Consider the following 26,133-nt stretch of genomic DNA (forward strand, 5'->3'; position numbering starts at 1 on the left):
CCGTTCAGCTCTTTTCCCTACGCAGGTCCAGCGGGTCGAGCAGCCCGGCGGCAATAGCTGTGCCGGTGACATCCGGCAGGCGATCTGCACCGAGGCGCTTCATCACTCGCGCCCGGTAGAGATCAATAGTCTTTACACTGACATCCAGCTGGTCGGCGATTTCCCGGCTGGTGTAGCCTTTGGCCAGCGGCAGAAAAACGTCCCGCTCCCTTCGGGTGAGGGTGGCCAGCAGCGCCTCGGTTGCTTCGTCGCCCTGCGCCTGTGCGCCGGATTGCCGATGTTCCTGAAGGGCCTGTTGTACGCTGTCCAGCAGCAGCTGTTCATTGAAAGGCTTTTCGATGAAATCGAAAGCGCCGGATTTGAACGCCCTGACCACAATGGGCACATCGGCGTGGCCAGAGACAAAGATGATGGGCAGGTCCAGCCCTCGCTTCTGAAGCTCCTCCTGAACGTTCAGCCCGCCGAGCCCCGGCATCCTCACATCCAGAACCACGCAGCCGGCTTTGCCGTTGCCAACGGCATCCAGAAATTTCCGGCCGTCGCTGTAGGCCTGGACGTTCAGGCCCACGGATTCGAGCAACCATTGGGTGGATTCCAGCATGCCTGCGTCGTCGTCAACAACGTAGACGGTGGTGGCTTCCGGGGCAGAGTGATTACTCATCAGGCTGGATCTCCGTGGTTGTGATTCTGTTCTTGTGGCTCTGACTGGCCGGGAACCGGCAGATCAGGGACAGGCCTCCAGTTGCTGCCGGGCGGGCATCCAGGAAGCCTCCGAATCCCTCAATGATCGAGCGGCTCATGGACAGCCCGAGGCCCAGCCCCTGGGGCTTGCTGGTGTAAAACGGCTGAAACATCTGGCGGATGCCTTGCTCATCCAGGCCCGGGCCCTCATCGGTGACTTCAATCAGGGTTTCATTCTGATTGTTGACGCAGGTGGTTATGACGATCTGCGAAGGCGAGCCCGGCCTTCGTTCGCCACGGGCTTCGACTGTGGCTTCAATACCGTTGCGGATCAGATTGATCAGCACCTGTTCCAGCAGCACCGGATCGGCGGTAATTACCGGGGCGCAGCAGGCCAGTTTCTCGCGGATCTGCACGTTGTTCTTTTCGGCTTCCCACTGACACAGGCGGGCGACGTTGTTTACGACATCATTCAGGGCGAGTGGCGCGGTGCGCTTCTGGCCCTTGCGCAAGAAAGCCCGTAGACGCTTGATCACTTCCGATGCGCGGTTGGCATGGTGAACAATTTTCTGCAGGCCATCATCCACGCGATCCAGGCATTCGGGGTTGGTTCGGGCGCTTTTCAGATAACGTTGGCTGGCACTGGCAAAGTTCACGATGGTGGCCAGGGGCTGGTTCATCTCGTGGGCAATGCTGGAGGCCAGCTCCCCTAGGGTGGCGAGCCTGGCGGTATGGGCCAGTTCGTCGGCCAGCCTGCGGTTGTTCTCCTCGGATTCCACCCGGGCGGTGATATCCCGGGATACACTGATGACCTCAATCACGGCGCCGGTGTAGGTCTCACGGATGGCCCGGCTGGCAATCTCGAACCAGCGGCGGGATCCGTCCCGGTGGATGATCTCCAGGGTCATGGTGGCGTAGCCGTCATCCCTGAGCAGGTTTCGGGTCTCCGCCAGTTTCTGGGCTACATGGTTGCCGCGAAAGACCTCTTCGAGCGGTTTGCCTCGTAATTCTTCCGGCCAATAGCCCAGCAGCCGCCATGACGCCGGGGTAGCATCGATAAAGCGCCCGTCCGGAGCGTGGCGGGAGATCAGGTCTGTGGTGTTTTCGGTGATCAATCGGTACAGGCGGTTGGAGCGGGTTGCCTCTTCCTGGGTCAGAACCTCATCTGTGGCGTCTCTCGCTCGTGCCAGAACCCTGCCGCTTCGGACATCTGGGACGAACGTCCACATCAGGATGGTTCCGGGAATCCGGGCTTCCACATTTTCAATGGCCCGACCCTGTTCAAGGGAGGATTTGGCCAGTGCCTGAATGTTGATTGGCAGGAGCCTGGAGGGCGAAGCCAGACCGGCAACCTGGCACAGATCCCGGCTCGCCCGGTTCCCCTTGAGGACGGCGCCCGCCGCATCCAGGAGCAATCCGGGTTGCGGGTCGGCGTCGTGCAAACTAAATACACTGGGAGGGGAAGAATCGTTCATGGCTCATAGAATATAGTATTATCACTATAATACATTGGTGTAATTTCTAGCATTTATTATATCAAATACTATTTTGCTAACCCGAAGTATAGCTAGTTTAGCGATATTCCTGAATACGCCATAAGAACAACAGCACTCAAGAGGACCACACAATGACCTCAATATTTGACCAGGGCCTAGCGCCCGTTGATGCCAACTACGCCGTTCAATCCCCCATCGATTTTATCGAGCGCACCGCTACTGTTTACCCGGAGTATCCCGCGGTTATTCACGGGGCGATCCGTTACAACTGGGCGCAGACCTATGATCGCTGCCGGCGCCTAGCGTCTGCCCTGAAAGGCCGCGGTATCGGCCCTGGTGATACCGTTGCGGTGATGCTGCCAAATATTCCGGCGATGGTGGAATCCCACTTCGGGGTGCCCATGATCGGTGCGGTGTTAAACACCCTGAATGTTCGCCTCGATGCCGAGGCCATTGCCTTCATGCTGGAACACGGTGAGGCCAAGGTTGTAATTGCCGACCGGGAATTCGGTGAGGTGATCAAAGACGCCGTCAGCCGGCTGGACACCAAGCCACTGGTGATTGATGTGGACGATCCCGAGTACGGCGAGGGCGTTCAGGTCAGCGATCTGGATTACGATGCCTTCCTGCAGGAGGGGGATCCGGCGTTCCAGTGGAGCTTCCCCGACAACGAGTGGGACGCCATCTCCCTGAACTACACATCCGGCACGACCGGGAACCCGAAGGGCGTGGTTTACCACCATCGTGGCGCCTACATCAATGCCATCGGCAACCAGGCAGTCTGGTCCATGGACATGCACCCCGTGTACCTGTGGACCTTGCCGATGTTCCACTGCAACGGCTGGTGCTTTCCCTGGACCATCACCGCCATGGCAGGAACCCACGTCTGCCTGCGCCGGGTTGACCCGGAGAAGATCCTGCAGCTGATCCGCGACCATCAGGTTACCCATATGTGCGGCGCTCCGATTGTTCTCAACGCCCTGCTGAACGTGCCGGAATCCGCCAAGGCGGGGATCGATCACGAAGTGAAGTCCATGACCGCCGGCGCGGCGCCCCCCGCCCAGGTGATCGGGGCCATCGAGGAGATGGGCATTCAGGTGACTCACGTCTACGGCCTGACCGAAGTCTACGGCCCGGTGACCGTCTGTGCCTGGAAATCCGAGTGGGATGCGCTGCCGCTGCACGATCGCGCCCGCAAGAAGGCTCGCCAGGGCGTTCGTTACCATACCCTGGCCGGTACCATGGTTGGCGACCCGAACTCCATGGAGCCGGTGCCCAAAGACGGCAAGACCATCGGTGAAATCTTCCTGCGCGGCAACACCGTGATGAAAGGTTACCTGAAGAACCCGAAGGCCACCGAAGAGGCGTTCCGCGGTGGCTGGTTCCACACCGGTGATCTGGCGGTGTGGTACGAAGATGGCTACATGGAGATCAAGGATCGGCTCAAGGATATCATCATCTCCGGTGGCGAGAACATTTCCACCATTGAGGTGGAAGATACCCTCTACCGGCACCCGGCCGTTCTGGAGGCTGCCGTGGTCGCCCGGCCAGACGAGAAATGGGGTGAAACCCCCTGCGCCTTTATTACCCTCAAGCCGGAGGCCGGACAAGTGAGTGAGGAAGACATCATCAGCTTCTGTCGCGAGCATCTGGCCCGGTTCAAGGTGCCCAAAACCATCGTCTTCTCGGAGCTGCCCAAGACGTCCACCGGCAAGATCCAGAAGTTCGTGCTGAGGGACCAGGCCAAAGAACTGGACTGAGCCCCTTAACGGCTGCGCCGGCCCGGCGCAGCCGATGTTAACCAGAAAAACAACGCTGTCAGGCACACGCACCGCGTGAGCCCGGAGACCTTTTTATGCAAATGTTTCATCGGAAGAACGGGGAAGAGCAGCCATACTGGCCTGCGGGTCCCTTTAAGGTTCGTCTGCCGTTCGTCCACTATCGGTGGGAATTCGCGGAGATGGTGCAGGCCCTGATCATGTTCGTGGTCAGCCTGGCCATGATCCCCCTGCTGGAGAAATACCTGGGTGTTCCCTACGACGTCGCTCTGGCTTACGTGGTGGTTTGTGGGATCGGCTTTATGCTCCCGGCGCTGCTGGGAGTGCCGCTGGTGCCTGGCTGGATAACGCCGGGTATTCCCGTGGTGCTTCTGTTCTTGAGTGATTACGAACCCGGGCCGGAGGCCATTCAGGCGCTGTTTGCCCTGCAGTTCCTGGTGTTCATTATTTTTCTGGTCCTCGGTGTTACCCGCCTCGGCAGCAAGCTGGTGGAACTGATTCCCCGGTCTATGAAAGGCGGGATCATCATCGGCGCCGGTATTGCGGCCCTGATGGGTGAAATCGAAGCCGGCGGTCGCCTGGCCAACACACCGATCTCCCTGATCATCGGTGGCTTGGTCTCCCTGTACCTGATGTTTTCGGTGTCCTTCAAAGGCTTTGTTGAAAGCAATTCCATTGCCCGCAAGATCGCCAACTACGGCATGGTCCCGGGCATGGTGGTGGCTATCCTAGTGGGGTTTGCCGCGGGCGAATACGCCGTGCCCAATGTGGAGTGGGGTATTACCAGACCGGCGTTCGGCGAGCTCTGGAACTATCTGCCGTTTACCGTTGGCTTCCCGGACAGCAGCGTATTCCTCTACGCCGTCCCGACCGCTGTGATCGCGTATGTCATTGCCTTCGGCGATATCGTTGTTGGCCAGTCACTGATGAGCCGTGTGGATCACCTGCGCAAAGACGAAGACATTGATAACAGCATTGACCGCGTGCACCTGGTAACCGCACTCCGGAACGGTGGTCATGCCTTTTTTGCTCCGTATCCCGGTCTGGCCGGTCCGATCTGGACGGCGGTTACCGCCACCATGGCCGAGCGCTACAAATACGGTCGCAATGCCATGGATTCCATCTACAGCGGCGGCGGTACTTTCTGGATTACCGGCTTTATTGCGCTGTTTATTCTGCCCCTGGTGAGCTTTTTCCAGCCGGTGTTGCCGATTGCCCTGTCGCTGACCCTGCTTCTTACTGGTTATATCTGTTTGATGGTCGGCCTGGAGCAACTGGAGAACAACACTGAGCGGGGAATTGCCGGCACCATGGGCGTAGTTCTGGCGGTCTATGGCGCAGGCTGGGGCCTGGCCACCGGCGCCGTCCTTTACTTTCTGATTGAACGTACCAAATTGCTTGGCTTTGCAGCGGACCCGGAAGCGCCGGGTGTGAAAGCCGCAGAAGAGCACTAAACCTGCGCCTTCCGGCCCTGCACTGGAAAGCGCTGACCCCCTGTGTGTCCTTGGGAGGCCTCGTGCCTCCTTTTTTTCGCTCTGAGCTCTGTTTTGACAGAATGTCATTTCGTGACAATATGTCCGATTTTTCCCCTGGCTCCCTTCCTTCCCTCAGGTTTTCAGGTTTAAACTGCCTTGACTGATGATTTTTTGTCCGCTGTTCATTACTGATAGCAACATTACAAAAACAGGAGGCAGTTATGACCATCAGCTCCACGCCCGAGGGTGTGTCCGTTGAGCCGAGGCATCTGCGGTTTGATGTCAGTGAAGACCTGAAAACGCTCTGGCACGGCAATGATGCCTTCCGGACTGCTTTCTTCAATGCCCTTTCACTCCAGTTTCCCGATGGTGAGCAACAGTTCATCAATGCTGTACGGCTCTACCGGGACAGAATCGAAGACCCGAAGCTGCAGGCCGAGATTCGTGGCTTTATCGGGCAGGAGGCCCTCCACAGCCGTGAGCACAAGCACTACAATGAGGCGTTGAGGGCGCGGGGCTACGATATCGATGCCATTGACCGGCGTTTCGGGAAGCATATGGAGTGGGTGGGCCAGCTTCCGCCTAGCCGGCAGCTGGCGGGAACCTGCGGTGCCGAGCATTACACCGCTGTACTGGCGAACGCCATCCTGAGCCATCCGGAATGGATGGAGGGTGCCACCCCGGCCATGGCGAAACTGTGGCGCTGGCATGCAATAGAGGAAACCGAGCACAAATCCGTTGCCTTTGACGTTTACCGGGCGTGCGTGGGTAATGAGCGTCTGCGCCGCGTGGTCTTCCTGTTTGTTACCTGGAACTTCTTCAAGTACACCTTCCTCAATACCTGCAGCCTGCTGAAAACCGATGGCAAGCTCTGGAGCCTGCGTACTTGGCTAGGCGGTTTTAATTTCCTGTGGGGAAAACCCGGGGTTCTTCGCAAGTGCCTGCCGGAATTTCTGGCCTATTTCCGCAAGGGGTTTCATCCCTGGCAGCAGGACAACCGGGAGCTTCTGGAGCAAAATCTCAAGGAACTGGAAGTGATATCCCCTGCCGGGTAAGCCGGGATTGCTGAAATTCCAGCCAGGTTATGTAAGACTGAGCGGCATAAAGAATAACGACAATAAAGGGCGCTTCCGGTCGAGGAGCGGCCCGGAGCTGGAGGCCCGCCATGCGAGTTGGTTTGATCGTTGATTCTGCGTGTGATTTACCTTATGAGTTCAGCCGCAAGCACGATTTGTTCATCCTTCCCGTTACCGCTGTGATCGACGGCCAAACCTACATAGACGAGCATGACCCGGTCCGGACCCAGGAGTTCTACCAGAGTGGCCTGCTGCAGAAGGGGCACCAGGCGGAAACCCGGGCGTTCACCGCCGGGCAGATCCACGATCTGTTCATGGAGAAGATCGTTACCCAGTTTGATGTGGCCATCTGCGAGACGGTCACAAAAACCCGAAGCCTGATTTTCCAGAATGCCACCGAGGCCATGAACGGTGTCCTGGCCCATTATGAAGGTGCGCGGGAAGCCGCGGGCCGCAAGGGCCGGTTTTTCATGCGGGTGATCGACAGCAAACAGATTTTTGCCGGCCAGGGTTTGCTGGCGGCGCATACGCTGAAGCTGATCGACCAGAAGATGTCCAAGAATGCCCTGCGCCATGAGGTGGAAACCTTCACCGACAAGATCTACACCTGCGTGATTCCCCGGGATCTGCACTACATCCGTGAACGGGCCAGGCGCCGAGGTGATAAGAGCGTGTCGGCACTGGTTGCCTTCCTGGGCAAGGCATTGAACATCACGCCGGTGATCTTCGGGCAGGGCGCCGGGGGGCAGCCGGTAGCGAAGACCCGCAGCTTCGATGCGGCGGTGGAAAAGGTGATGAACTATGCGGCCGCTAGGGTGGAAGCGGGCCTGCTGACGCCCTACGTAAGCCTGTCCTGTGGCCTGACCTGGACCGAGATCGAGGATCTTCCCGGCCTCAATCGCTTGCGGGACGCGTGTGAGCACAACGGTGTGGAACTGTTGCTCTCACAAATGGGTATAACCAGCAGTATCTATGTTGGCCCCGGCAGCCTTTGCCTGGCGCTGGCCGCGGAGCCCCACAGCTTCAACGATTTCCAGTAATCAGCCTGCTATGAGCTGCGGCCGGCTATGACTGGCCCGGCCGCAGCCTCCCCCTTGTAGTTTTGGCAAACCGGTCAGCCGGGACTCCGTGTTAGCCTTTGTGCAGTGTGTTTCATTCCAACAACAGGACATCAGACGCCATGACCGAAGGCAAAACGGATCTCGCCACCGAGCTGCTGGAACAGCATGTGAAGCATGAGCTGGCATCACTGAAGGGCGCCAGGCTACACAGGTTTCTGGAGCAGGAACTGGATGAGCTCTGGAATTATGCCGGTGAGATAACCCTGAACCGCCTCACCTCGGAAGAGCAGGTGATGGGCGTGATTCAGCGCATTGTGATGGATATGGAGCTGGATGCGGGGATTCCCGAGCTGGCGGCCGAAATGGCCACCGAGGTGCTCAATGCCGGGGTGCAGTCCAGGACAACCCTGGGCGAGATTATTACCCGTGAGCAGGCCACCGGCTTCCTGGAACAGGCACTGGAGCTGAAGCACCAGCGGGAGCGGGTGATCAGTGAGATCATGGCTCATCCGGTGTATCAGGAGATGGTGTCCAATGTGGTGTATCACGGCCTGGTGAACTATCTGTACGAGGACAACCTGATCACCAAATCCGTACCGGGTGTCGGTTCGATGATGAAGTTCGGCAGGCGCATGGCCAACAGAGCGGTGCCGGGCCTGGATGAAACCTTCGAGCGGCGGCTCAAAATCTGGCTATCCGACAGCCTGCCGGGCCTGATCAGCCGCAGTGAGCAGTTCCTGCACCGGGCGCTGTCTGATGACGAGTTGCGGGACAGCGTGATGGCCGCCTGGGTGTCACTGGAGGACCGCACGATAGAGGAACTGCGTGAAGGTCTGGGGGAGGTCGAACTGCAGGAATTTGTGGTGCTCGGGTATGAGTTCTGGCTGCAGTTCCGCAAGACCGGGTACTTTGAAGGCTGTGCCTGGGCCGTGGTTTCCCACCTGTTTGTGAAGTACGGCGAGCATCCGATCACCGACCTGCTCAGGGACATGGGCGTCACCCGGGAAGTGGTGAAGGCGGAAGTTGATGCCTACGCAATTCCGGTTATAGACGTTTTACGGGAAGAGGGTTATGTTGAGGCCCTGGTTCGCCGGCGGCTCACGCCTTTTTACAAGTCTGCCGCGGCGCGCAAGATTCTCCAGCAGGAGGCCTGATTATTCCAGCCTCCGTGGACCGTTCTGGGAGGCGTGGTTTTGTTCTCGGACCTGTTCTGGGCCTATCTGGTTGCCATCACATTGCTCACCATGACGCCGGGTGTGGATACGCTGCTGGTGATGCGTAATGCCGGCCGCGGTGGCTTGAGGGATGGCTGTGTGACCAGCGTGGGCATCTCTGGTGGCCTGTTCATCCACGCGACTCTCTCGGCCCTGGGTATTTCCCTCCTGCTGGTAGAAACCGCCTGGGCATTTTCGGCGTTGAAGTGGGCTGGTGCCTGCTATCTGGTGTGGCTGGGAATCGGCTCGTTGCGTCTGGCCCTGAGGCGAGGGGGAGAGCCTTCGGTGCAAGCCGTGACGGTGGCGCGCCGGAGTGTCCCCCTGGTGACTTCTTTCCGGGAAGGCTTGTTGTCCAACGTGCTGAATCCGAAAACCGCGCTGTTCTATATGGCGTTGTTGCCACAGTTTGTTGACCCTGCCGGTAACGCCTTTCAGCAATCCCTGATGCTGGCTGGGGTCCATTTCCTGCTGGCGATGCTCTGGCAGTGTGGCCTGGCCTGGGTGGTGGTGAGTTTTCGGAGCCTGGGCGCGAATGCGCGGCTGAAGCGAGTGCTGAACGGGCTCACTGGCGGATTCTTTGTGGCCATGGGGGCGAAGCTGGCAAGCACCTGAGGCTTCCGGACACTGGGCAGGCAAAGAAAAAGGGAAGCCTCGGCTTCCCTTTACATTTAGTTACATTCAGTTCCGGTAAATCACTTCTCCAGATACTGGAGCTTGTTCGGCTTGCCATCCCATTCTTCGGCATCGGGCAGCGGATCTTTTTTCTCGGTGATGTTCGGCCATTTGGCGGCCAGATCGGCGTTAATCTCCACAAACTGGACCTGATCGGCAGGCAGCTCGTCTTCCGAGAAAATGGCTTCGGCCGGGCACTCAGGCTCGCACAGGGCGCAGTCGATACATTCATCCGGGTCGATTACCAGAAAGTTGGGGCCTTCGTAGAAGCAGTCTACCGGGCAGACTTCCACGCAGTCTGTATATTTACACTTGATGCAGTTATCAGTAACGATAAACGCCATAGTCAGATCCCTGGTCCAGTGGTCGGTCAGTCTCATCAGGAGCGCCGTCGTGGGCGCCACCGTTATGTTTTAGTGCGCGATATTGTAGGGAGCGACCCGCATAGCCGCAAGCGTTGGGCTGCTATAACCTTATTACACAGATCAATTTTCCGCTATTTCTTCATCAGGGCCTTCAGCTCGTACAGCCGATTCATGGCATCCCGGGGAGTCAGGCCGTCCAGGTCCAGCTCTTTGAGCGCTTCTTCCACGGCGCTCGGCTCAAGACTCGCGAACATATCGCCCTGGTAAGCCGGCTCACTCACATGCTTTGGAACGTTGCCGTGTGGTGCTTCACTCTGCTTATCATGAGCAGCGCCCGCCGGTGCCGCAGGCGTTGCGCTGCCCTCAAGGTGAGAAAGCTGAGTTTTGGCGTTGCGGATCACATCCTGGGGCACGCCGGCCAGCTTGGCCACCTGAAGCCCGTAGCTCTGGCTGGCCGGGCCATCATGAACGTTGTGCAGGAACACGATGCTGTCGTCGTGCTCTGTGGCCGTAAGGTGCACGTTCACCGCGTGTTGCAGCTCATCCGCCAGTTGCGTAAGCTCGAAATAATGGGTGGCAAACAGGGTGTAGCAACGGATTTCCCGGGCCAGGTGCTCCGCGGTGGCCCAGGCCAGCGACAGGCCATCAAAGGTACTGGTGCCACGGCCAACCTCGTCCATCAGTACCAGGCTGTGTTCGGTAGCATTGTGCAGGATATTGGCGGTTTCGGTCATTTCCACCATGAAGGTGGAGCGGCCACCGGCGATGTCGTCTGAGGAGCCCATCCGGGTGAAGATCCGGTCTACCGGGCCGATTACCGCGCGGTTGGCGGGCACGAAGCTGCCGGTATAGGCGAGCAGGGCAATCAGCGCAGCCTGGCGCATGTAGGTGGACTTGCCGCCCATGTTCGGGCCGGTGATCACCAGCATGCGTCGCTGGGTGTCCATCAGCAGATCGTTGGGTACGAAAGGTTCATCCAGTAATTGCTCGACTACCGGGTGGCGGCCTTCCTCAATGTCAAAGCCTGGCGCTTCACTGAATTCCGGCGCTGAAAAACGAAGTGAGGTGGCCCGCTCCGCAAAATTGCTCAGCACATCCAGCTCAGCCAGGGCCTGCGCCGCATCCTGTAGCGGCGCCAGTTGACCGGCTACGGTTTCCAGCACGTCATCGTACAGCCCTTTCTCCCTGGCCAGGGCACGGCTCTTGGCACTCAGGGCCTTGTCTTCGAATTCTTTCAGTTCCGGGGTGATGAAGCGTTCGGCATTCTTCAGGGTCTGCCGGCGGATATAATCTACCGGGGCCTGATCGGACTGGGCCCGGCTGATCTCGATGTAATAGCCGTGAACCCGGTTGTAGCCCACCTTCAGGGTGCTGATTCCGGTGCGTTCCCGCTCCCGGGTTTCCACATCCAGCAGGTACTGGCCGGCGTTCTCGCTGATGTTGCGCAGTTCGTCCAGTTCCTCGTCGAAGCCTTCCTGGATGACGCCGCCCTCCCGGATAACCACGGGCGGGTTATCAATGATGGCCCGTTCCAGGAGATCCGCCAGTTCGGGGTATTCGCCGATGATGGTGGCGAGTCTGACGATGTGGTGTGAGTTCACCGGTTTCAGCGTCTCCTGAAGATCCGGCAATGCCTGGAAGGCATCCCGCAGGCGGGCGAGGTCGCGCGGGCGCGCAGATCGCAGGGCTACCCGGGCCAGTACCCGCTCAATATCGCCAACGGCTTTCAGCAGATCGTGCACCGGCTCGTAATGAAACCCGTCGAGGAGTGCGGACACCGCCTGTTGGCGCTGGCGGACAATCTCCACATCCCGCAGCGGCCGGTTCAGCCAGCGCCGAAGCTCCCGCCCGCCCATGGAGGTTGCGGTGCGATCCATCACCCAGGCCAGGGTGTACTGATGGCCGCCCATCAGGTTGGTGTCGATCTCCAGATTGCGGCGGCTGGCGGCATCCATTATGACGGCTTCATCCCGTCGTTCGCGGGTAAGCTTGCGAATATGGGGCAGGGCGGTGCGCTGGGTTTCCCTGGCATACTGCAGCAGACAGCCGGCGGCACAAACCGCGAGATTCAGGTCCTCACAGCCGAAACCGGTCAGGTCCCGCACCTGCAGCTGCTGAGTGATCACCCGGCGGGCGGTGTCCAGTTCGAACAGCCAGGGTCCCTGGCGCCGGATTCCGGTAAAGCCTTCCAGTATTTCCTGATAGGGGAAGTCCTCGCTGATCAGGATTTCCGCCGGTCGCAGCCGCTGGAGTTCTCCTTGCAGGGCTTCCAGGTTCTCCAGCTCAGACACGGCAAAACGACCGCTGGAAATGTCCAGAGAGGCAAAACCAAACTGTTCCCGGTGGTTATAGATGGCCACCAGCAGGTTGTCCCGGCGGTCTTCGAGGTAGGCATCGTCACTCAGGGTGCCCGGTGTAACGATCCTTACCACCTGTCGGTCGACCGGTCCCTTGCTGGTGGCCGGGTCGCCAATCTGTTCGCAGATGGCGATGGATTGACCTGCCCGGACCAGGCGGGCAATGTAGCCTTCAGACGAGTGATAAGGAATGCCCGCCATGGGGATCGGGTTGCCCCCGGACTGGCCCCGGGCGGTCAGGGTAATGTCCATCAGCTCGGCCGCTTTCTTGGCGTCTTCGTAGAAGAGCTCGTAGAAATCCCCCATGCGGTAGAACACCAGTTCATTGGGGTGCTGACCCTTGATCTTCAGGTATTGCTGCATCATTGGGGTGTGCTTGGAAAGATCGGTCTGAGCTGCTGACATGGACGGGTCCGGATTGCCTTGCTTTGGATGAAGGCGTGAATTGTAAGAAAATAACGGCCGTGATGAAACGAAGGAGGTCATTATGCTGGCCAGCGATCACGAATTGGAAGAGGCGGGTAACCGCCTCGGTGAACGGCTGCTGGAACTGGAGCGTACTGTTGCAACAGCCGAAAGCTGCACGGGTGGCTGGGTTACCAAGGTGCTGACCGACCGGGCTGGTTCCTCGGCCTATGTGCTGGGTGGTCTGGTAACCTACAGCAACGACGCCAAGCAGGCCCTGCTGGGGGTAACCCGGAAGTCACTGGATGAACACGGTGCGGTCAGCGAACCGGTTGTGCGGGAGATGGTTGCCGGTGCCCTGGCGGCCACTGGCGCAGGTGTGGCTGTTGCCATCAGTGGCGTGGCTGGCCCCGGAGGGGGAGGCGAGGAAAAGCCCGTTGGTACCGTCTGGTTTGCCTGGGGCAGTACCCCGGCTGACACTGTAGCGGTGGTCAGGCACTTTGAGGGGGACCGGGACCAGGTCAGGCGACAGGCGGTTCTCTTTGCCCTTCAGGGGGTTAACGGGTTTGTGGATGAGCACTGACGGCTTTCACATCAAGAGGGGTTGGTCTCCTTTGCCGGTTATGTTTTAATACTGTTCAAATATACAGGGAATTGGCTGGTTACACTGTACGGATTCCCGATTCACTATTACGCTGCCGGAGTCCTCACGGCTCCGGTGGCCAGGGCGACAGAGGGTTTTGCACTGATGGAAGACAACCGCAAGAAAGCATTGAGCGCAGCACTTGGCCAGATTGAGCGCCAGTTCGGCAAGGGCGCCGTGATGAAAATGGGCGACCAGCCCCGTGAAGCCATTCCTGCGGTCTCCACGGGCTCCCTTGGGCTGGATGTTGCCCTGGGTATTGGCGGCCTGCCTTACGGTCGTATCTGTGAGATTTACGGTCCGGAAAGTTCCGGTAAAACCACATTGACCCTGCAGGTGATTGCCGAGGCCCAAAAGGCCGGTAAAACCTGTGCCTTCGTGGATGCTGAGCATGCCCTGGACCCGATCTACGCCGAAAAGCTGGGTGTCAACGTAAACGAGCTGCTGGTGTCCCAGCCGGATACCGGTGAACAGGCGCTGGAAATCTGCGATATGCTGGTTCGCTCCAACGCGGTAGACGTGATCATCGTCGACTCCGTTGCCGCCCTGACGCCGAAAGCGGAAATCGAAGGTGAAATGGGCGATAGCCACGTCGGCCTTCAGGCACGGCTGATGTCCCAGGCGCTGCGTAAACTGACAGGTAACGTCAAGCATGCCAACTGTCTGTTGATCTTCATCAACCAGATCCGTATGAAAATCGGTGTTATGTTCGGCAGCCCCGAAACCACCACCGGCGGCAACGCCCTGAAGTTTTACTCCTCCGTGCGTCTGGATATCCGCCGCATTGGCTCGGTAAAAGACGGCGATGAAGTGGTAGGCAATGAGACCCGGGTGAAAGTGGTCAAGAACAAGGTGTCACCGCCGTTCAAGCAGGCTGAATTCCAGATCATGTACGGCAAGGGCATTTACCACATGGCCGAAGTGCTCGATATGGGCGTGAAAGAAGGCTTTGTTGACAAGTCCGGCGCCTGGTATGCCTACAAGGGTGACAAGATCGGCCAGGGTAAGGCTAACGCCTGCAAGTTCCTGGAAGAAAACCTGGATATTGCCAACGAAATCGAAGCTGCGGTGCGTGATAAGCTGATGCCGAAGCCGGTCTCCAGGAAAGAAGCCGTTGAGGCACCGGCGGAAGCCAGCGGCGAATTGCTCTAAGCATCTGCGGGGGAGGTATGGATAGCAAAAAGAAACTGCTCATTGTTGCCCATGCGCCTTCCCCGAATACCCTCAAACTGAGGGAAGCTGTGGAGCAGGGTGCTTGCCATGAAGACGTCGGGAACGTTGAAGTAACAGTCCTTGCTCCCCTGGATGCCGGCCCTGAGGATGTTCTTGCCTGCGACGCGATCATCCTGGGTACCACCGAAAACCTCGGGTACATGAGCGGGGCTTTGAAGGACTTCTTTGATCGCAGCTACTACCCCTGCCTGGAGAAAACCCAGGGTTTGCCCTTTGCCTACTACATCCGGGCTGGTCACGACGGCACCGGTACCAACCGGGCGATCGAAAGTATCACTACCGGGTTGCGCTGGAAACGGATTCAGGACCCGCTGATCTGCCGGGGCGAATACCGGAATGAGTTCGAGGAACAGTGCCGGGAGCTGGGCACGTATGTGGCTGCCAGCCTGGATGCCGGGCTTGTCTGACGACGCGGAAATGGCTTAGCTGGCGAACCGGTTATAGAAGCCTTCGATTCGTGACAGGGCGTTGTCCACCGCTCGTGAATACCCTTTCTTGTCCCGGCAGTAGCTGAACTGCACGCTGATGCGATAACCGGTCTGAAACGGCTGGCAGTCCACCACCCGGGCGCATACCCTCGATTCACTGATGTACTTGCCGTCAAAATCCATGAATAGCCGGGCGCCCGGATCCACTGGCCTGGGGCACAGTATTGCCATGCCGTAGCGGTTAAGATCCAGACAGGTGGCGGGTGTGGCGGGCTTGCCACGGCTAAAAAAGCCGCGCTCCCGAAGTTGAACCTTCAGGCAGGAAGCGGGATAACGATCCTTGATTCTGCGATCTGCGGAATCACTGGTCATACGCTGGCATCCGTTGCGTGCATTGTATTTTTTGCCGGGAGATGAAGTGTAGTTCCGGAACAACTGCCTGAAAAATGAACGCTGGCAAAACTGTGAACTGACCAACAAATTCCTGCGCATTGTGCGCAACCCCAGAAATCTGCTCGCTGAACGCGACATGGCCGACTGCAGAATCTACAATGACCGGCCAATGAGTCAACCGTTACAGGACCGAACCTTGAAGTCACTGTCCCTGCACCAGCTTTACAAAGCCTGTGTTCTGAAAGATCTGCCATTCAAAACCACCAGGCAACTGGAACCTCTGGCCGAAATCGTGGGCCAGAACCGTGCCCAGGAAGCCGTGCGTTTTGCCCTGGCGATGCCCCATGGCGGTTACAACGTGTACGCCGTTGGCCGAAATGGCCTGGGCAAACGCACCATGATGCTGCGTTACCTGGAGCACCATGTGGATACCGATCAGCAGAGCCATGACTGGTGCTATGTAGCCAACTTCGAGGAGCCCCGTATTCCTAAGCTGTTGCAGCTTCCGGCGGGCAAGGGGACCCAGCTTAAGCAGGATATGGAAAAGCTGATGAGCCGCCTGGTAAAGGTGATTCCCCAGACCTTCGACAGCGACAGTTTTCTTGAGCGCTCGGAACAGCTGAAGAATGAATACGGCAAGAAACAGGAAGATGAACTGGAAAAAGTGGCTGCCCAGGCCAAACGCAAAAAAGTCAGCCTGACCGTGACCACGCCCGGCGGTTACCGATTGGTTGCCATGAATGGCGAGGAACCTCACACCGTGGAATCCTTCCAGGCGCTGACAGACGAGCAGCGTGACAAGTTTGAAGACATCATCAACAAGCTGGAGAAAAAGCTTCGGCAAGCCCTGCGCAAACTTGCTGACTGGGAACAGGAATACGCTGACAAACAGCAGGCGCTGAATCAGGAGACCCTGGAGAGTATTTCGGGCCATCAGGTTGATGAGCTGATCGAGAAGTACAAGGATCTTCCCGACGTGGTCGCCTTTTTCGAGGCGGTCCGGGCAGATCTGGTGGAGAACCTCGAGATTTTCCTGGACGATAACGAGGAGCAGGCGGCGATTGCCTACGCGTCCCTCGACAAGAAAATGCCCCGCCGATACCTGGTGAACGTGCTGGTGCACCAGAAAACCAACGAGGTTCCCATGGTGGTGGAGGACAATCCCACCTACCACAACCTGTTCGGGTACGTGGAGAACGTTACCTACAAGGGCACCGTGTTTACCGATTTCTCACTGATCCGCCCGGGCAGCCTGCATCGGGCCAACGGCGGTTACCTGTTGATGGACGCCATCAAGGTGCTGGAGCAGCCTTTCGTGTGGGACGGGCTGAAGCGTGCCCTGCGTTCGAAATCGATACAGATTAACTCCCTGGAGCGGGAGCTGACCCTTTCCGGCACCATTTCCATCGAACCGGAATCAGTCCCGCTGGATGTCAAAATTGTCCTGTTTGGTGATCGCGAAACCTGGATGCTGCTGCAGGAGTACGACTCGGAATTTGCCGAGCTGTTCCGGGTAACAGCGGATTTCGAGAACGAGATGTACCGCTCTGATGACAGTCAGTTGCTATACGCCAAGTTCATTGCCAGCCTGGTAAGCGAGAAATCACTGCTGCATTGCTCAAACAAGGCGGTCGCCCGGATTATTGAGCACAGTGCGCGCATGGCCGAGCATCAGGACCGTTTGTCTCTGCATGCGGCGGATATCGCCAATCTTTTGAGGGAATCGGATTTCTGGGCCCGGCAGGCAGGGGCAAGGCTGATCCAGGATATTCATGTTGAACGGGCCCTGGAAAGCGCCAAATACCGGGACAGCCGGATCCGCGACCAGTTCTACGATTCCATCCGTGATGGCTCGACGCTGGTAACGACCGGCGGCACCTGTGTTGGCCAGGTGAACGCGTTGTCGGTGTTGTCCACGGGTGGGTTTGAATTCGGTCTTTCCAACCGCGTGACTGCTACCTGCTATTATGGAGATGGCGCGGTTATGGATATTGAGCGCGATGTGAAGCTCGGCGGCAACCTTCACTCCAAGGGCGTGATGATCCTGAGTTCCTGGCTGGCTTCCCATTTTGCGGTTAACGATCCGATGCATCTGTCGGCCAGTCTGACCTTCGAGCAGAACTACGGTGAGGTGGATGGCGACAGTGCGTCTCTTGCGGAACTATGCGCGCTGGTATCTTCCCTGTCCGGTATTCCGGTCCGCCAGGATCTGGCGATTACCGGATCCGTAAACCAGTTTGGTGAGGTTCAGCCCATTGGCGGTGTGAACGAGAAAGTGGAAGGCTTTTTCACAACCTGTCAGCTCAAGGGCGGGCTCTCAGGAACCCAGGGCGTGATCGTGCCAACCACGAACGTGCAGAACCTGATGCTCGATAGCGAATTGGTGCAGGCGGTGCGTGAAGGCCGGTTTGCGGTGTACGCGGTTGCCCGCGTTGAGGAAGCTATTACCCTGCTTCTGGGTAAGCCCGCGGGCAAGGCCGATGACAAAGGCAGGTACCCGAAGCAGAGTGTTTTTGGCATTATCCAGCAACGACTTGAAAAAATGCGGGAACACGAGCGGCAGGAACATGCACGTGATGATCACAAAGACCCGTCAATCCACTGACCGGTAATCATAAGAAAACGGACAGGAGAGAACACGCCCATGACTGATACCCAGCAAACCGTATACGTCGTAGAGGACGATGAGGCAGTCCGCGATTCCCTGGAGCTGCTGCTGAAATCCGACGGCAAGCCGGTCAGGCCCTATGAGAGTGCAACTGCTTTCCTGAAGGATTATTCCGACAAAATGACGGGATGCATTGTGCTGGATATCCGTATGCCCGGCATGGACGGCATGGAGCTGCAGAAGAAGCTGAATGAAAAGCACTCCATCCTGCCCATCATCTTTGTGACCGGTCACGGTGATGTGCCCATGGCGGTTGATGCCATGAAAGAAGGGGCCGTGGATTTTATCCAGAAGCCCTACCGCGAAGAGGCGCTGCTGGAAAAAATCGAGGCGGCGCTGAAGCAGGATCTGGAGCAGCGCAAATCCCTGGATGAAAAGCAGGAGATCATCCGGCGTATCAAGAGCCTGACTCCCAGGGAGCACGAGATCATGGACCGGATGATCGCCGGCCAGGCCAACAAGGTGATTGCCATTGAGCTGGAGATCAGTCAGCGTACGGTGGAGATCCACCGCTCCCGGGTTATGCACAAGATGGGCACCCATTCCCTGGCACATCTGGTTCGTATGGCCCTGTCCGTAAAGGACCTTATCGACGCACGGTGATCCTGTCGGCATCATACGGTTACGCTTTTAACCGGCCCGAAAACTATGACTGAACCTGTCAGCGAGAACTCGGAGGTGACGGTTCTGCTCGTGGATGACAATCCGCAGAACCTCAAAGTCCTCTATGAGACCCTGAAAGACAAAGGCTACCGGCTGCTGATAGCCAATGAAGGCGAAAAGGCCCTGGACCTTGCCCACCGCCACCAGCCTGAAGTGATTCTCCTGGATATTATGATGCCGGAGATGGATGGTTATGAGGTGTGTGAGCGCCTCAAAGCCGATCCCGAGACGGCGGATTGTGCCGTGGTGTTCCTTTCCGCCCTCGATGATCTGCAGGCCAAGGTTAAAGGCTTCTCGCTCGGTGGAGCCGACTACATTTCCAAGCCGTTCCAGTCCCGGGAAGTGATTGCCCGGGTGAAAACCCATGCCTCGGTTATCCGCCTTGAAAGAGAGCTGCAGGCCCGTAACCGTGAGCTCCAGAGCGACCAGGCCCGCATCCTGAATTCCATCAGCGAGGGCATTTACGGCCTTGATGAGAACGGCGTTATCGAGTTTGCCAATCCAGCGGCGGCACTGATTGTCGGCTGCCCGGTGGAAGAGCTGATCGGCCGAAACTTCTTCGAAACCCATTTCGCCACGGCGGGGGACAATCCGGACGACCTGCCGGTAAAAGCCACCTGTCAGCAGGGTGTTGCTGAAAACCGACGGGACATCCGTATACTCCGGGCTGACGGAACGGGCTTTCCGGCGGAGTATCGTTCAACCCCAAAGCGGGATGGAGGCGGGCTCCACGGTGCCGTTGTGGTGTTTCGGGACATCACTGCCGAGCTGGATAACGAGAAGGCCCTGGAAGAGGCCCGGCAACTGGTGCAGGAACAGCGGGATCAGCTGGCTCATACCTCGCGCCTGACCACCATGGGTGAAATGGCCGCGGGCGTCGCCCATGAGGTCAATCAGCCGCTGACGGCAATAACCAACTACGCCCGGGTCGCCAAGCGGATGATGGCGAAAGAATCGGCGGATATGGGCCTGCTCCAGGAGACCCTGGACAAGATCGAAGCCCAGTCCCACCGCGCCAGCGAGATCATCCGGCGAATCCGGCGGTTCATGAAGAAGCCGGCAACCGGCAAGGAAGTGCTATCGGTATCCGCGCTGCTGGAGGACACCCGGCAGTTTGCCGAGGTGGATATGCGCAATAACAAGGGTGCCATAGAGGTTTCGGTGCCAGGGGATATGCCAGACATCCTGGCTGACCCCGTTCAGGTGCAACAGGTTGCTCTGAACCTGATCCGGAATGCCCTGGAAGCGACCAGCTGCGTGGATTCAACGGCGCCTGTTGAGGTATCAGCCAGCCTTCAGGGTGACAGCTGTGTGCGAATCCAGGTGCGCGACCACGGAGTTGGCCTGCCTGACGGCGCCGAGGAAAAACTGTTCCTGCCGTTTTTTACTACCAAGGATGAGGGCATGGGCATCGGCCTCTCGACCTGCCGCTCCCTGATTCAGGCCCAGGGCGGAGACATCGGTTTCGTGCGCCCGGAAGACGGTGGCGCCTGTTTCTACTTCACCCTTCCGGTCGCCGGTGCGCAGGGTTCCCCCTGTGCACCGGAAAACGAGACTTCTCAGCGTTAAAGGAAGTCCCCCGGGGTTAGAGCCAGTCGATGCGTCCACTCAGGTGTGGCGCGTCGCCTTTGGCATTCAGCACCTGGTAGTCCCAGCCTTTGTCCTCCGCTTGCCAGTTCAATTGGGCTGTGCCCGGCAGGAACAGTGGTTTCTTGAACTGACAGCTGACCCTGATGGCGCCCGGTCGCCAACCGTCCTGTTGTTCCAGTAGCGCCAGTGCGTGGGCCTTGGTCCACATGCCGTGGGCGATTGCCTGGCGAAAACCGAAGACCCTGGCGCTCAGGGCGTGCATGTGAATCGGGTTACTGTCCCCGGACACCCGGGCATACTGGCGGCCAATGGATTCTCCCGCCTTCAGGCTCAGTGTGTTGGGGTAGTGTTCCAGTTCAGGCGGGGCCTTTTGGCCCGATGATTTCCCATTACCTTGTGGTTGTCGGAACAGGGTCGTGCTCGTTTCCTCCCAGACCGGTTTGCCTGCAGAGCGGGCCTGAGTGATCAGATCAAACTCCACCCCACGACTACTCTTTACCGAATTTCCCAGACGTACGCTGATATCCAGGATTTCGCCGGCTCCGATTGGCCGGTGCTGGGTAATGATATTTCTCAGGTGCACCAGGCCGAGTAGCGGCAAGGGAAAGCTCTTCTCGGTCAGCAGTTTCAGATGCAGGGGGAAAGCCAGTACATGGGGCCAGGTGAGCGGTAAGTGGTTGTGCGGAGCGAACCCGCAAACCTTTTGGTAGCGTTTCAGGCTATCGCCGCCGGTGCTGACGCCCAGCAGGCTGGCAGACAATTCCGGGACAGTAATGTCGCCACCGTGCTTTCCTTGCTTTGCCAGCAATGCCTTGCCGTAAAGCGGCAGCAATGATGGTGGTGATTTGTGATAAACGGGAGTCTCTGGCATGGGTCGTTCTCCTTCACCGTCTTCGCCGGTCACGGTCAGTATGGCACTACCATAATGGAAATTTTATCGCGAAGGTCATGGGCATTCTTACAAACTGGTACAACTGTGTGTCTGTGGCCTGATATGCTCTAATATAAGACGATAGTCTAACAGGGGCTGTTTTCAGGCCCCACAAGTCTGGCAAACCCTGCCAGATCTGGCATTGACCTGGCGTGCTACGGCAATTGTCCGGCCGGTCAAAGTAGTAGCAATCCAATAAAAAAAGCGGGATCTTATGCAGGAACTTCGTGACGCGGGAGTGATGTTACGCCTGATCTATGAGGCGATGAAAAAGAAGGGGGTCGACACCACTGCCATCTTCAGCCGTCTCGGGGTGGATGAGAATTACGTCTATACCGAGCAGCTCCGAACCCCCCACAGTGCCCAGATGTACTTCTGGCAGGCCGTCGAAGACGTCTCCGGCGATCCGGATGTCGGGTTGCACCTGGGGCAATTGTTGCCCGTCTACAAAGGCCAGGTACTGGAATATCTTTTCCTGAGCAGCCCGACTTTCGGCGAAGGGTTGCGGCGGGCGCAGAATTACCAGCGGTTGCTGAGCGATGCCGCCAACACGGATTTCTTTATTGAAGGTGACGACGCCTGCATGGTGCTGGACGCTGCGTCTGATGATGTCCGCAGGCTGCGGCATTTCAACGAATGCTTCGTGCAGGGGCTGATTACCTTTTTCCGCTCCATTACCGACGATAACTTCCATCCCTCACGCATCGAGTTTGAGCACGAGCGGGCCGATGGCCAGGATCATGTGCGGGAGGTGCTCGGCTGTGAGGTCTCCTTCGGTGCTGAAGAGAATCGTCTCTACTTTCCTGCTGCTCTGCTTTCCCACGCGTCGCCTCATGCTGAGCCTGAGCTTCTGGACCTCCATGAGCGTTTCGCCAGCGAGCAGGTGGCCCGGCTCGAAAAGAGAGATATTGTCGGGCAGGTAGAGCGGATTGTGGCGGAGCTTCTGGACAGTGGCGAGGTAACTCTGGATGCGGTGGCTGAGCGTCTGGGCATCAAGCCGCGAACCCTGCGTACCCGCCTGACGGAAGCCGAAACCAGTTTTAACCAGGTGCTGGCTGATTTCCGTTACCGGCTGGCGCGCCAACTGCTGGCAACCACTGACGAATCCATTGATGAGATCGTGTATCTCACCGGCTTCTCGGAGCCGAGTACTTTCTACCGGGCTTTCAAGCGCTGGTCTGGTATGACCCCGATCGAGTACCGCAAAACCGCACAGGGCAGGGGCGCCGTGGTTGATGCGATGTAACGGAGCGCGGCTTCTGAACTTTTTTCAGGAAAAGCGTTGACATAACGGGGTGCCTCTTTATAATGCGCCCTCGTTGTCACCGAGCAGTCACACCCTTGATTGCACCGCCTTCTAAAGGCAGGACGTGATAACTCACGCGGAGCGGTAGTTCAGCTGGTTAGAATACCGGCCTGTCACGCCGGGGGTCGCGGGTTCGAGTCCCGTCCGCTCCGCCATTTTCCCCCTCCTGTTTTTCGTTTTTCCTGCATTAAGTCTTCGCAAGCCAGCATGTTTGTCATTTGCTTGTCATACATCCGCTCTAGTCTGTTTCTGAATCAGGAAACAGGGTAATAGCCATGCGGGACTATGAAGAAGAGCTGATTGAAAGCCAGTTCGAGGAATATGAAGACGACCAGGGCTGGGACGACGCCATTGAGCTCTAACCCACTGAGTTCTAACAGAGTCAGGCGCCCCGGGAATGCCTGATCCGTTTTCGATGCTCTCCAGGGCTCAGGTTGAACCATCGCCGATACGCCTTGTGAAAGGCCGCCGGATTGGCAAACCCGAGAAGCCAGGCAATTTCTGCCAGTGACGTGTCGGTCTCCCGGATATAGTCCCGGGCCAGGCTTTTCCGCGTGTCATCCACCAGTTCCCGGAACCCCGTTCCTTCGGCCGCCAGCTGTCTTTGCAGTGTCCAGGGTGTAATGCCAAGTTTCATGGCAATGGTTTCCAGGCCGGGTGTTTCGCCCCGGAACAGAGGGGTGAGAAGGTTCTTTACCCGGTCTCCGGTTGTCCAGCCCCGCCGGATCTGCTGCATCTCCCGCTCGCAAAGTTCCGACAGTTTTTCGTGCATGGCCGGCTGCGCCTGCAGGCTCGGGCTTTGCCAGATATCCCGGCGGACAGTGAGGCTGTTTGCCGGTGCTCCGAAGTGTACCGGGCAACGGAACCAGCTCTCGAACACTTCATCCAGGCCGATGGCAGGGTATTCAATGGTGACCTTCTCCAGAACCTCATACCGGCCGGTCACGTTACGAAGGAACTGGGTCCAGGCTGCCAGCACTGAATCCACCACAAAATAGTTGAAGCCGTTGTAGGGACGTATCGAGTAAAACTGTACCTGTCGGGTTTCCGGCCTGATGGTCGGGTTGCCGCGGCTGTTCCTGCTGGTCAGCAGGGCGTAACGGATCAGCGTGCTGATGGCCGCGCCAGCGGTGCCGGCAGTTTCCCCGGCAAGCCCGGCGATGCCGGCATCGACAGGCCGTGACAACGCGCCCATACGCAACCCCAGGGCCGGATTGCCGGTTTCACTGATCGCTGCGTGCCCCAGACGCATGAAGCGGGGGATGCTGATGCGTGCGGCGGGCGAGGTCAGTGTCTGCCGGTCAAGCTGGAAATGGGATGCCAGTTCCGTCGTATCCGCACCCTCCGCCGCAGCAGCCCGCATCAGTACGGACACGTAGAGAACGCTGATGTCTCCGAGGGAGTTACGGGATTGCCTGGCGTCTGTCGATTGCGTGCTCATTGAAGCCTTTGTCGGACATGTTATCCAAAGATAATAAAATGTTATTCCGGGATATTGTTGATGGCAAGGCACACCGGTAATTTAGGTCTCAATAATGAGCAGGGCTCTGCAAGCCCGCCGATGATCACGATGAGGAGACAGAATATGACTGCAAGTACGACGCCGGGCGTTGCCAAATATCCGAACCTGCTTGAGCCGCTGGACCTTGGGTTCACCAAGCTGCGCAACCGTACGCTGATGGGCTCCATGCACACCGGCCTTGAGGAGGCCAGGAACGGATTTGAGCGTCTGGCGGCGTTTTACGCAGAGCGCGCCCGTGGCGGTGCCGGCCTGATTGTCACCGGGGGTATCGCGCCCAGCGTCGAAGGCGGGGTATTCCAGCATGCGGCCAAGATGACCACTGAAGAAGAGTCAGACAAGCATAGGATCATCACCGACGCGGTGCACGGCGCAGACGGCAAGATCTGTATGCAGATTCTTCATGCTGGCCGTTACGCCTATTCTCCTGAGCTGGTCGCACCTTCCGCCATTCAGGCACCGATTAACCCGTTTAAGCCGAGAGAGCTGGACGAGGAAGGGATTGAGAAGCAGATTCAGGACTATGCAGATTGTGCTGCCCTGGCCCAGAGAGCCGGATATGATGGCGTTGAGGTAATGGGTTCGGAAGGCTATTTCATCAACCAGTTCATCGTTTCCCATACCAACCATCGGACCGACCGTTGGGGTGGCAGCTACGAGAATCGTATCCGCCTGCCGATTGAAATTGTGCGCAGGGTTCGTGAGCGGGTGGGTGAGAACTTTATCCTGATTTACCGTCTCTCCATGTTGGATCTCATTGAAGATGGCAGCACCTGGGAAGAGGTGGTGTACCTGGCGAAAGAAATTGAAAAGGCCGGCGCGACCATCATCAATACCGGTATCGGCTGGCATGAGGCCCGTGTGCCCACCATCGCCACGTCGGTTCCCCGCGGTGCCTTTACCAAGGTGACTGCGCGCCTGAAGGGTGAGGTGAGTATTCCGCTGGTAACCACCAACCGGATCAACATGCCGGATGTTGCCGAAAAGATTCTGGCCGAAGGAGATGCCGATATGGTGTCCATGGCCCGTCCTTTCCTCGCGGACGCTGACTTGGTCCTGAAAGCCGCGGAAGACCGGGCCGATGAGATCAACACCTGCATTGGCTGCAATCAGGCGTGTCTTGACCACACCTTCAGCGGCAAGCTGACTTCTTGCCTGGTAAATCCCCGGGCCTGCCACGAGACCGAGCTGACCTACGTGAAAACGTCTGCGCCGAAATCCATTGCGGTGGTCGGTGCGGGTCCTGCGGGCCTGGCGTTTGCCTCTGTGGCCGCGGAGCGGGGCCACAAAGTAACCCTGTTTGACGCCGGCAGCGAAATTGGTGGCCAGTTCAACGTGGCCAAGCTGATTCCGGGCAAGGAAGAGTTTTTTGAAACCCTTCGCTACTACCGGGTCATGCTGGACAAGTATCAGGTGGATGTGCGGCTGAATACCCGGGTCAGCGCCGATGATCTCAAGGCCGGCGGCTTTGACGAGGTGATTCTGGCTGCCGGCGTCAAGCCGCGGACCCCGGACATTGAGGGAATTGATCACCCGAAGGTGATTGGCTATCTGGATGCTCTTCTGGAGCGCAAACCGGTTGGCCAGAGAGTGGCGGTTATCGGCGCCGGTGGCATCGGCTTTGATGTCTCCGAGTTTATCGTTCACAAGGGGACCTCTGCGGCGCTGGATACCGAACTCTTCATGCGTGAGTGGGGTGTCGATCTGAGCGTTGAGCATCGCGGCGGCATCCAGGGCGTTACACCAGAGGTTCCCGAACCTGCCCGCGAGGTTTACCTGCTCCAGCGTAAGGCCTCCAAGGTAGGCAAAAACCTCGGCAAGACCACGGGCTGGATTCACCGTACCTCTCTCAAGAATCGAGAGGTTCAGATGGTCCCCGGGGTAACCTACCGCAAGATTGATGACGAAGGGCTTCATATCACGGTTACGCCGAAAGGGGCAGAGCACGGTGAGGATCGGGTGTTGCCCGTGGATACGATCATCGTGTGTGCAGGGCAGGAGCCGTTGCGTGAACTGCAGGCGGATCTGGAGGCTGCCGGGCTGCCGGTTCATCTGATCGGTGGTTCGGATGTCGCGGCGGAGCTGGATGCCAAGCGGGCCATCAATCAGGGAAGTCGCCTGGCTGCGGAGCTGTAAGCGCAAACACGATCACAAAATGTTGCAGTTTTTCCCTGTGCAG

At 58.2% G+C, this 26,133-nt stretch carries 21 protein-coding genes and 1 tRNA gene; 15 read left to right on the forward strand and 7 right to left on the reverse strand.

Annotation, left to right across the window (positions count from 1 at the left end; genetic code table 11):
• Window positions 1-4 precede the first annotated feature (4 nt).
• Window positions 5-661, reverse strand: a complete 657-nt coding sequence (locus NLK58_RS19590) for a response regulator (protein WP_341581542.1) — start codon at window positions 659-661, stop codon at window positions 5-7.
• Window positions 654-2,156, reverse strand: coding sequence for a PAS domain S-box protein (locus tag NLK58_RS19595; protein WP_341581543.1), 1,503 nt, complete (start codon window positions 2,154-2,156; stop codon window positions 654-656). The genes NLK58_RS19590 and NLK58_RS19595 overlap by 8 nt, the downstream gene beginning before the upstream one ends.
• Window positions 2,157-2,308: 152 nt before the next feature.
• On the opposite strand from NLK58_RS19595, the gene NLK58_RS19600 reads away from it, so the two are divergent.
• The 6 genes from NLK58_RS19600 (at window position 2,309) to NLK58_RS19625 (ending at window position 9,393) form a co-directional block, all read left to right on the forward strand.
• Window positions 2,309-3,937, forward strand: coding sequence for an acyl-CoA synthetase (locus NLK58_RS19600; protein ID WP_341581544.1), 1,629 nt, complete (start codon window positions 2,309-2,311; stop codon window positions 3,935-3,937).
• A 95-nt stretch (window positions 3,938-4,032) separates the two neighbouring features.
• Window positions 4,033-5,409 carry a solute carrier family 23 protein gene (locus NLK58_RS19605; RefSeq protein WP_341581545.1) on the forward strand — a complete coding sequence of 459 codons (1,377 nt, stop codon included), beginning with the start codon at window positions 4,033-4,035 and terminating at the stop codon, window positions 5,407-5,409.
• Between the two features lie 242 nt (window positions 5,410-5,651).
• A complete protein-coding gene (locus NLK58_RS19610) occupies window positions 5,652-6,485 on the forward strand; it encodes a metal-dependent hydrolase (protein WP_117619977.1) in 834 nt (277 codons plus the stop codon).
• Window positions 6,486-6,595: 110 nt separating this feature from the next.
• Window positions 6,596-7,546: a DegV family protein gene (locus NLK58_RS19615; protein ID WP_117619978.1), complete on the forward strand. Its 951-nt coding sequence runs from the start codon at window positions 6,596-6,598 to the stop codon at window positions 7,544-7,546.
• A 140-nt stretch (window positions 7,547-7,686) separates the two neighbouring features.
• Window positions 7,687-8,721 carry a hypothetical protein gene (locus NLK58_RS19620; protein WP_117619979.1) on the forward strand — a complete coding sequence of 345 codons (1,035 nt, stop codon included), beginning with the start codon at window positions 7,687-7,689 and terminating at the stop codon, window positions 8,719-8,721.
• Between the two features lie 33 nt (window positions 8,722-8,754).
• Window positions 8,755-9,393: a LysE family translocator gene (locus NLK58_RS19625; protein ID WP_117619980.1), complete on the forward strand. Its 639-nt coding sequence runs from the start codon at window positions 8,755-8,757 to the stop codon at window positions 9,391-9,393.
• An 80-nt stretch (window positions 9,394-9,473) separates the two neighbouring features.
• Here the strand turns inward: NLK58_RS19625 and fdxA are convergent, their stop codons facing one another.
• Both fdxA and mutS read right to left on the reverse strand, forming a co-directional pair.
• Window positions 9,474-9,797, reverse strand: a complete 324-nt coding sequence (gene fdxA / locus NLK58_RS19630; RefSeq protein ID WP_117620474.1) for a ferredoxin FdxA — start codon at window positions 9,795-9,797, stop codon at window positions 9,474-9,476.
• Between the two features lie 152 nt (window positions 9,798-9,949).
• Window positions 9,950-12,580 carry a DNA mismatch repair protein MutS gene (gene mutS / locus NLK58_RS19635; RefSeq protein ID WP_117619981.1) on the reverse strand — a complete coding sequence of 877 codons (2,631 nt, stop codon included), beginning with the start codon at window positions 12,578-12,580 and terminating at the stop codon, window positions 9,950-9,952.
• A gap of 82 nt (window positions 12,581-12,662) precedes the next feature.
• Between mutS and NLK58_RS19640 the strand changes: the two genes are divergently transcribed.
• The 3 genes from NLK58_RS19640 (at window position 12,663) to NLK58_RS19650 (ending at window position 14,863) form a co-directional block, all read left to right on the forward strand.
• Window positions 12,663-13,163 carry a nicotinamide-nucleotide amidohydrolase family protein gene (locus NLK58_RS19640; RefSeq protein ID WP_117619982.1) on the forward strand — a complete coding sequence of 167 codons (501 nt, stop codon included), beginning with the start codon at window positions 12,663-12,665 and terminating at the stop codon, window positions 13,161-13,163.
• A gap of 165 nt (window positions 13,164-13,328) precedes the next feature.
• A complete protein-coding gene (recA, locus tag NLK58_RS19645; protein WP_117620475.1) occupies window positions 13,329-14,375 on the forward strand; it encodes a recombinase RecA in 1,047 nt (348 codons plus the stop codon).
• Window positions 14,376-14,392: 17 nt separating this feature from the next.
• Window positions 14,393-14,863, forward strand: coding sequence for a flavodoxin family protein (locus NLK58_RS19650; protein ID WP_117619983.1), 471 nt, complete (start codon window positions 14,393-14,395; stop codon window positions 14,861-14,863).
• A 15-nt stretch (window positions 14,864-14,878) separates the two neighbouring features.
• Here NLK58_RS19650 and NLK58_RS19655 read toward each other — a convergent pair whose 3' ends face one another.
• A complete protein-coding gene (locus NLK58_RS19655; RefSeq protein ID WP_117619984.1) occupies window positions 14,879-15,256 on the reverse strand; it encodes a PilZ domain-containing protein in 378 nt (125 codons plus the stop codon).
• Window positions 15,257-15,473: 217 nt separating this feature from the next.
• Between NLK58_RS19655 and NLK58_RS19660 the strand changes: the two genes are divergently transcribed.
• From NLK58_RS19660 to NLK58_RS19670, 3 genes are read left to right on the forward strand one after another with little or no spacing between them, the layout of a single operon-like run.
• Window positions 15,474-17,882: an ATP-binding protein gene (locus tag NLK58_RS19660; protein WP_341581546.1), complete on the forward strand. Its 2,409-nt coding sequence runs from the start codon at window positions 15,474-15,476 to the stop codon at window positions 17,880-17,882.
• A 39-nt stretch (window positions 17,883-17,921) separates the two neighbouring features.
• Window positions 17,922-18,548, forward strand: a complete 627-nt coding sequence (gene fixJ / locus NLK58_RS19665) for a response regulator FixJ (RefSeq protein WP_341581547.1) — start codon at window positions 17,922-17,924, stop codon at window positions 18,546-18,548.
• Window positions 18,549-18,593: 45 nt separating this feature from the next.
• Entirely contained in the window at window positions 18,594-20,177 is a 1,584-nt protein-coding gene (locus NLK58_RS19670) for a response regulator (protein ID WP_341581548.1), read from the forward strand.
• 16 nt (window positions 20,178-20,193) lie between these two features.
• Here the strand turns inward: NLK58_RS19670 and NLK58_RS19675 are convergent, their stop codons facing one another.
• Complete coding sequence (locus NLK58_RS19675; RefSeq protein WP_341581549.1) at window positions 20,194-21,069, reverse strand: MaoC/PaaZ C-terminal domain-containing protein; 876 nt, start codon at window positions 21,067-21,069, stop codon at window positions 20,194-20,196.
• 274 nt (window positions 21,070-21,343) lie between these two features.
• Between NLK58_RS19675 and NLK58_RS19680 the strand changes: the two genes are divergently transcribed.
• The gene (locus NLK58_RS19680; protein ID WP_341581550.1) at window positions 21,344-22,375 is read left to right on the forward strand and encodes an AraC family transcriptional regulator; all 1,032 of its coding nucleotides are present in this window, start codon (window positions 21,344-21,346) and stop codon (window positions 22,373-22,375) included.
• A gap of 138 nt (window positions 22,376-22,513) precedes the next feature.
• Window positions 22,514-22,590, forward strand: a tRNA-Asp gene (locus NLK58_RS19685).
• A gap of 227 nt (window positions 22,591-22,817) precedes the next feature.
• Here NLK58_RS19685 and NLK58_RS19690 read toward each other — a convergent pair.
• Window positions 22,818-23,876, reverse strand: coding sequence for an AraC family transcriptional regulator (locus tag NLK58_RS19690; RefSeq protein WP_117619990.1), 1,059 nt, complete (start codon window positions 23,874-23,876; stop codon window positions 22,818-22,820).
• Between the two features lie 144 nt (window positions 23,877-24,020).
• On the opposite strand from NLK58_RS19690, the gene NLK58_RS19695 reads away from it, so the two are divergent.
• On the forward strand, window positions 24,021-26,090 hold the full coding sequence (locus NLK58_RS19695) for an NADPH-dependent 2,4-dienoyl-CoA reductase (RefSeq protein ID WP_341581551.1): 2,070 nt from the start codon (window positions 24,021-24,023) through the stop codon (window positions 26,088-26,090).
• Window positions 26,091-26,133 lie beyond the last annotated feature (43 nt).

The organism is Marinobacter metalliresistant, assembly GCF_038098645.1.
GTDB classification, from domain to species: Bacteria; Pseudomonadota; Gammaproteobacteria; order Pseudomonadales; family Oleiphilaceae; genus Marinobacter; species Marinobacter metalliresistant.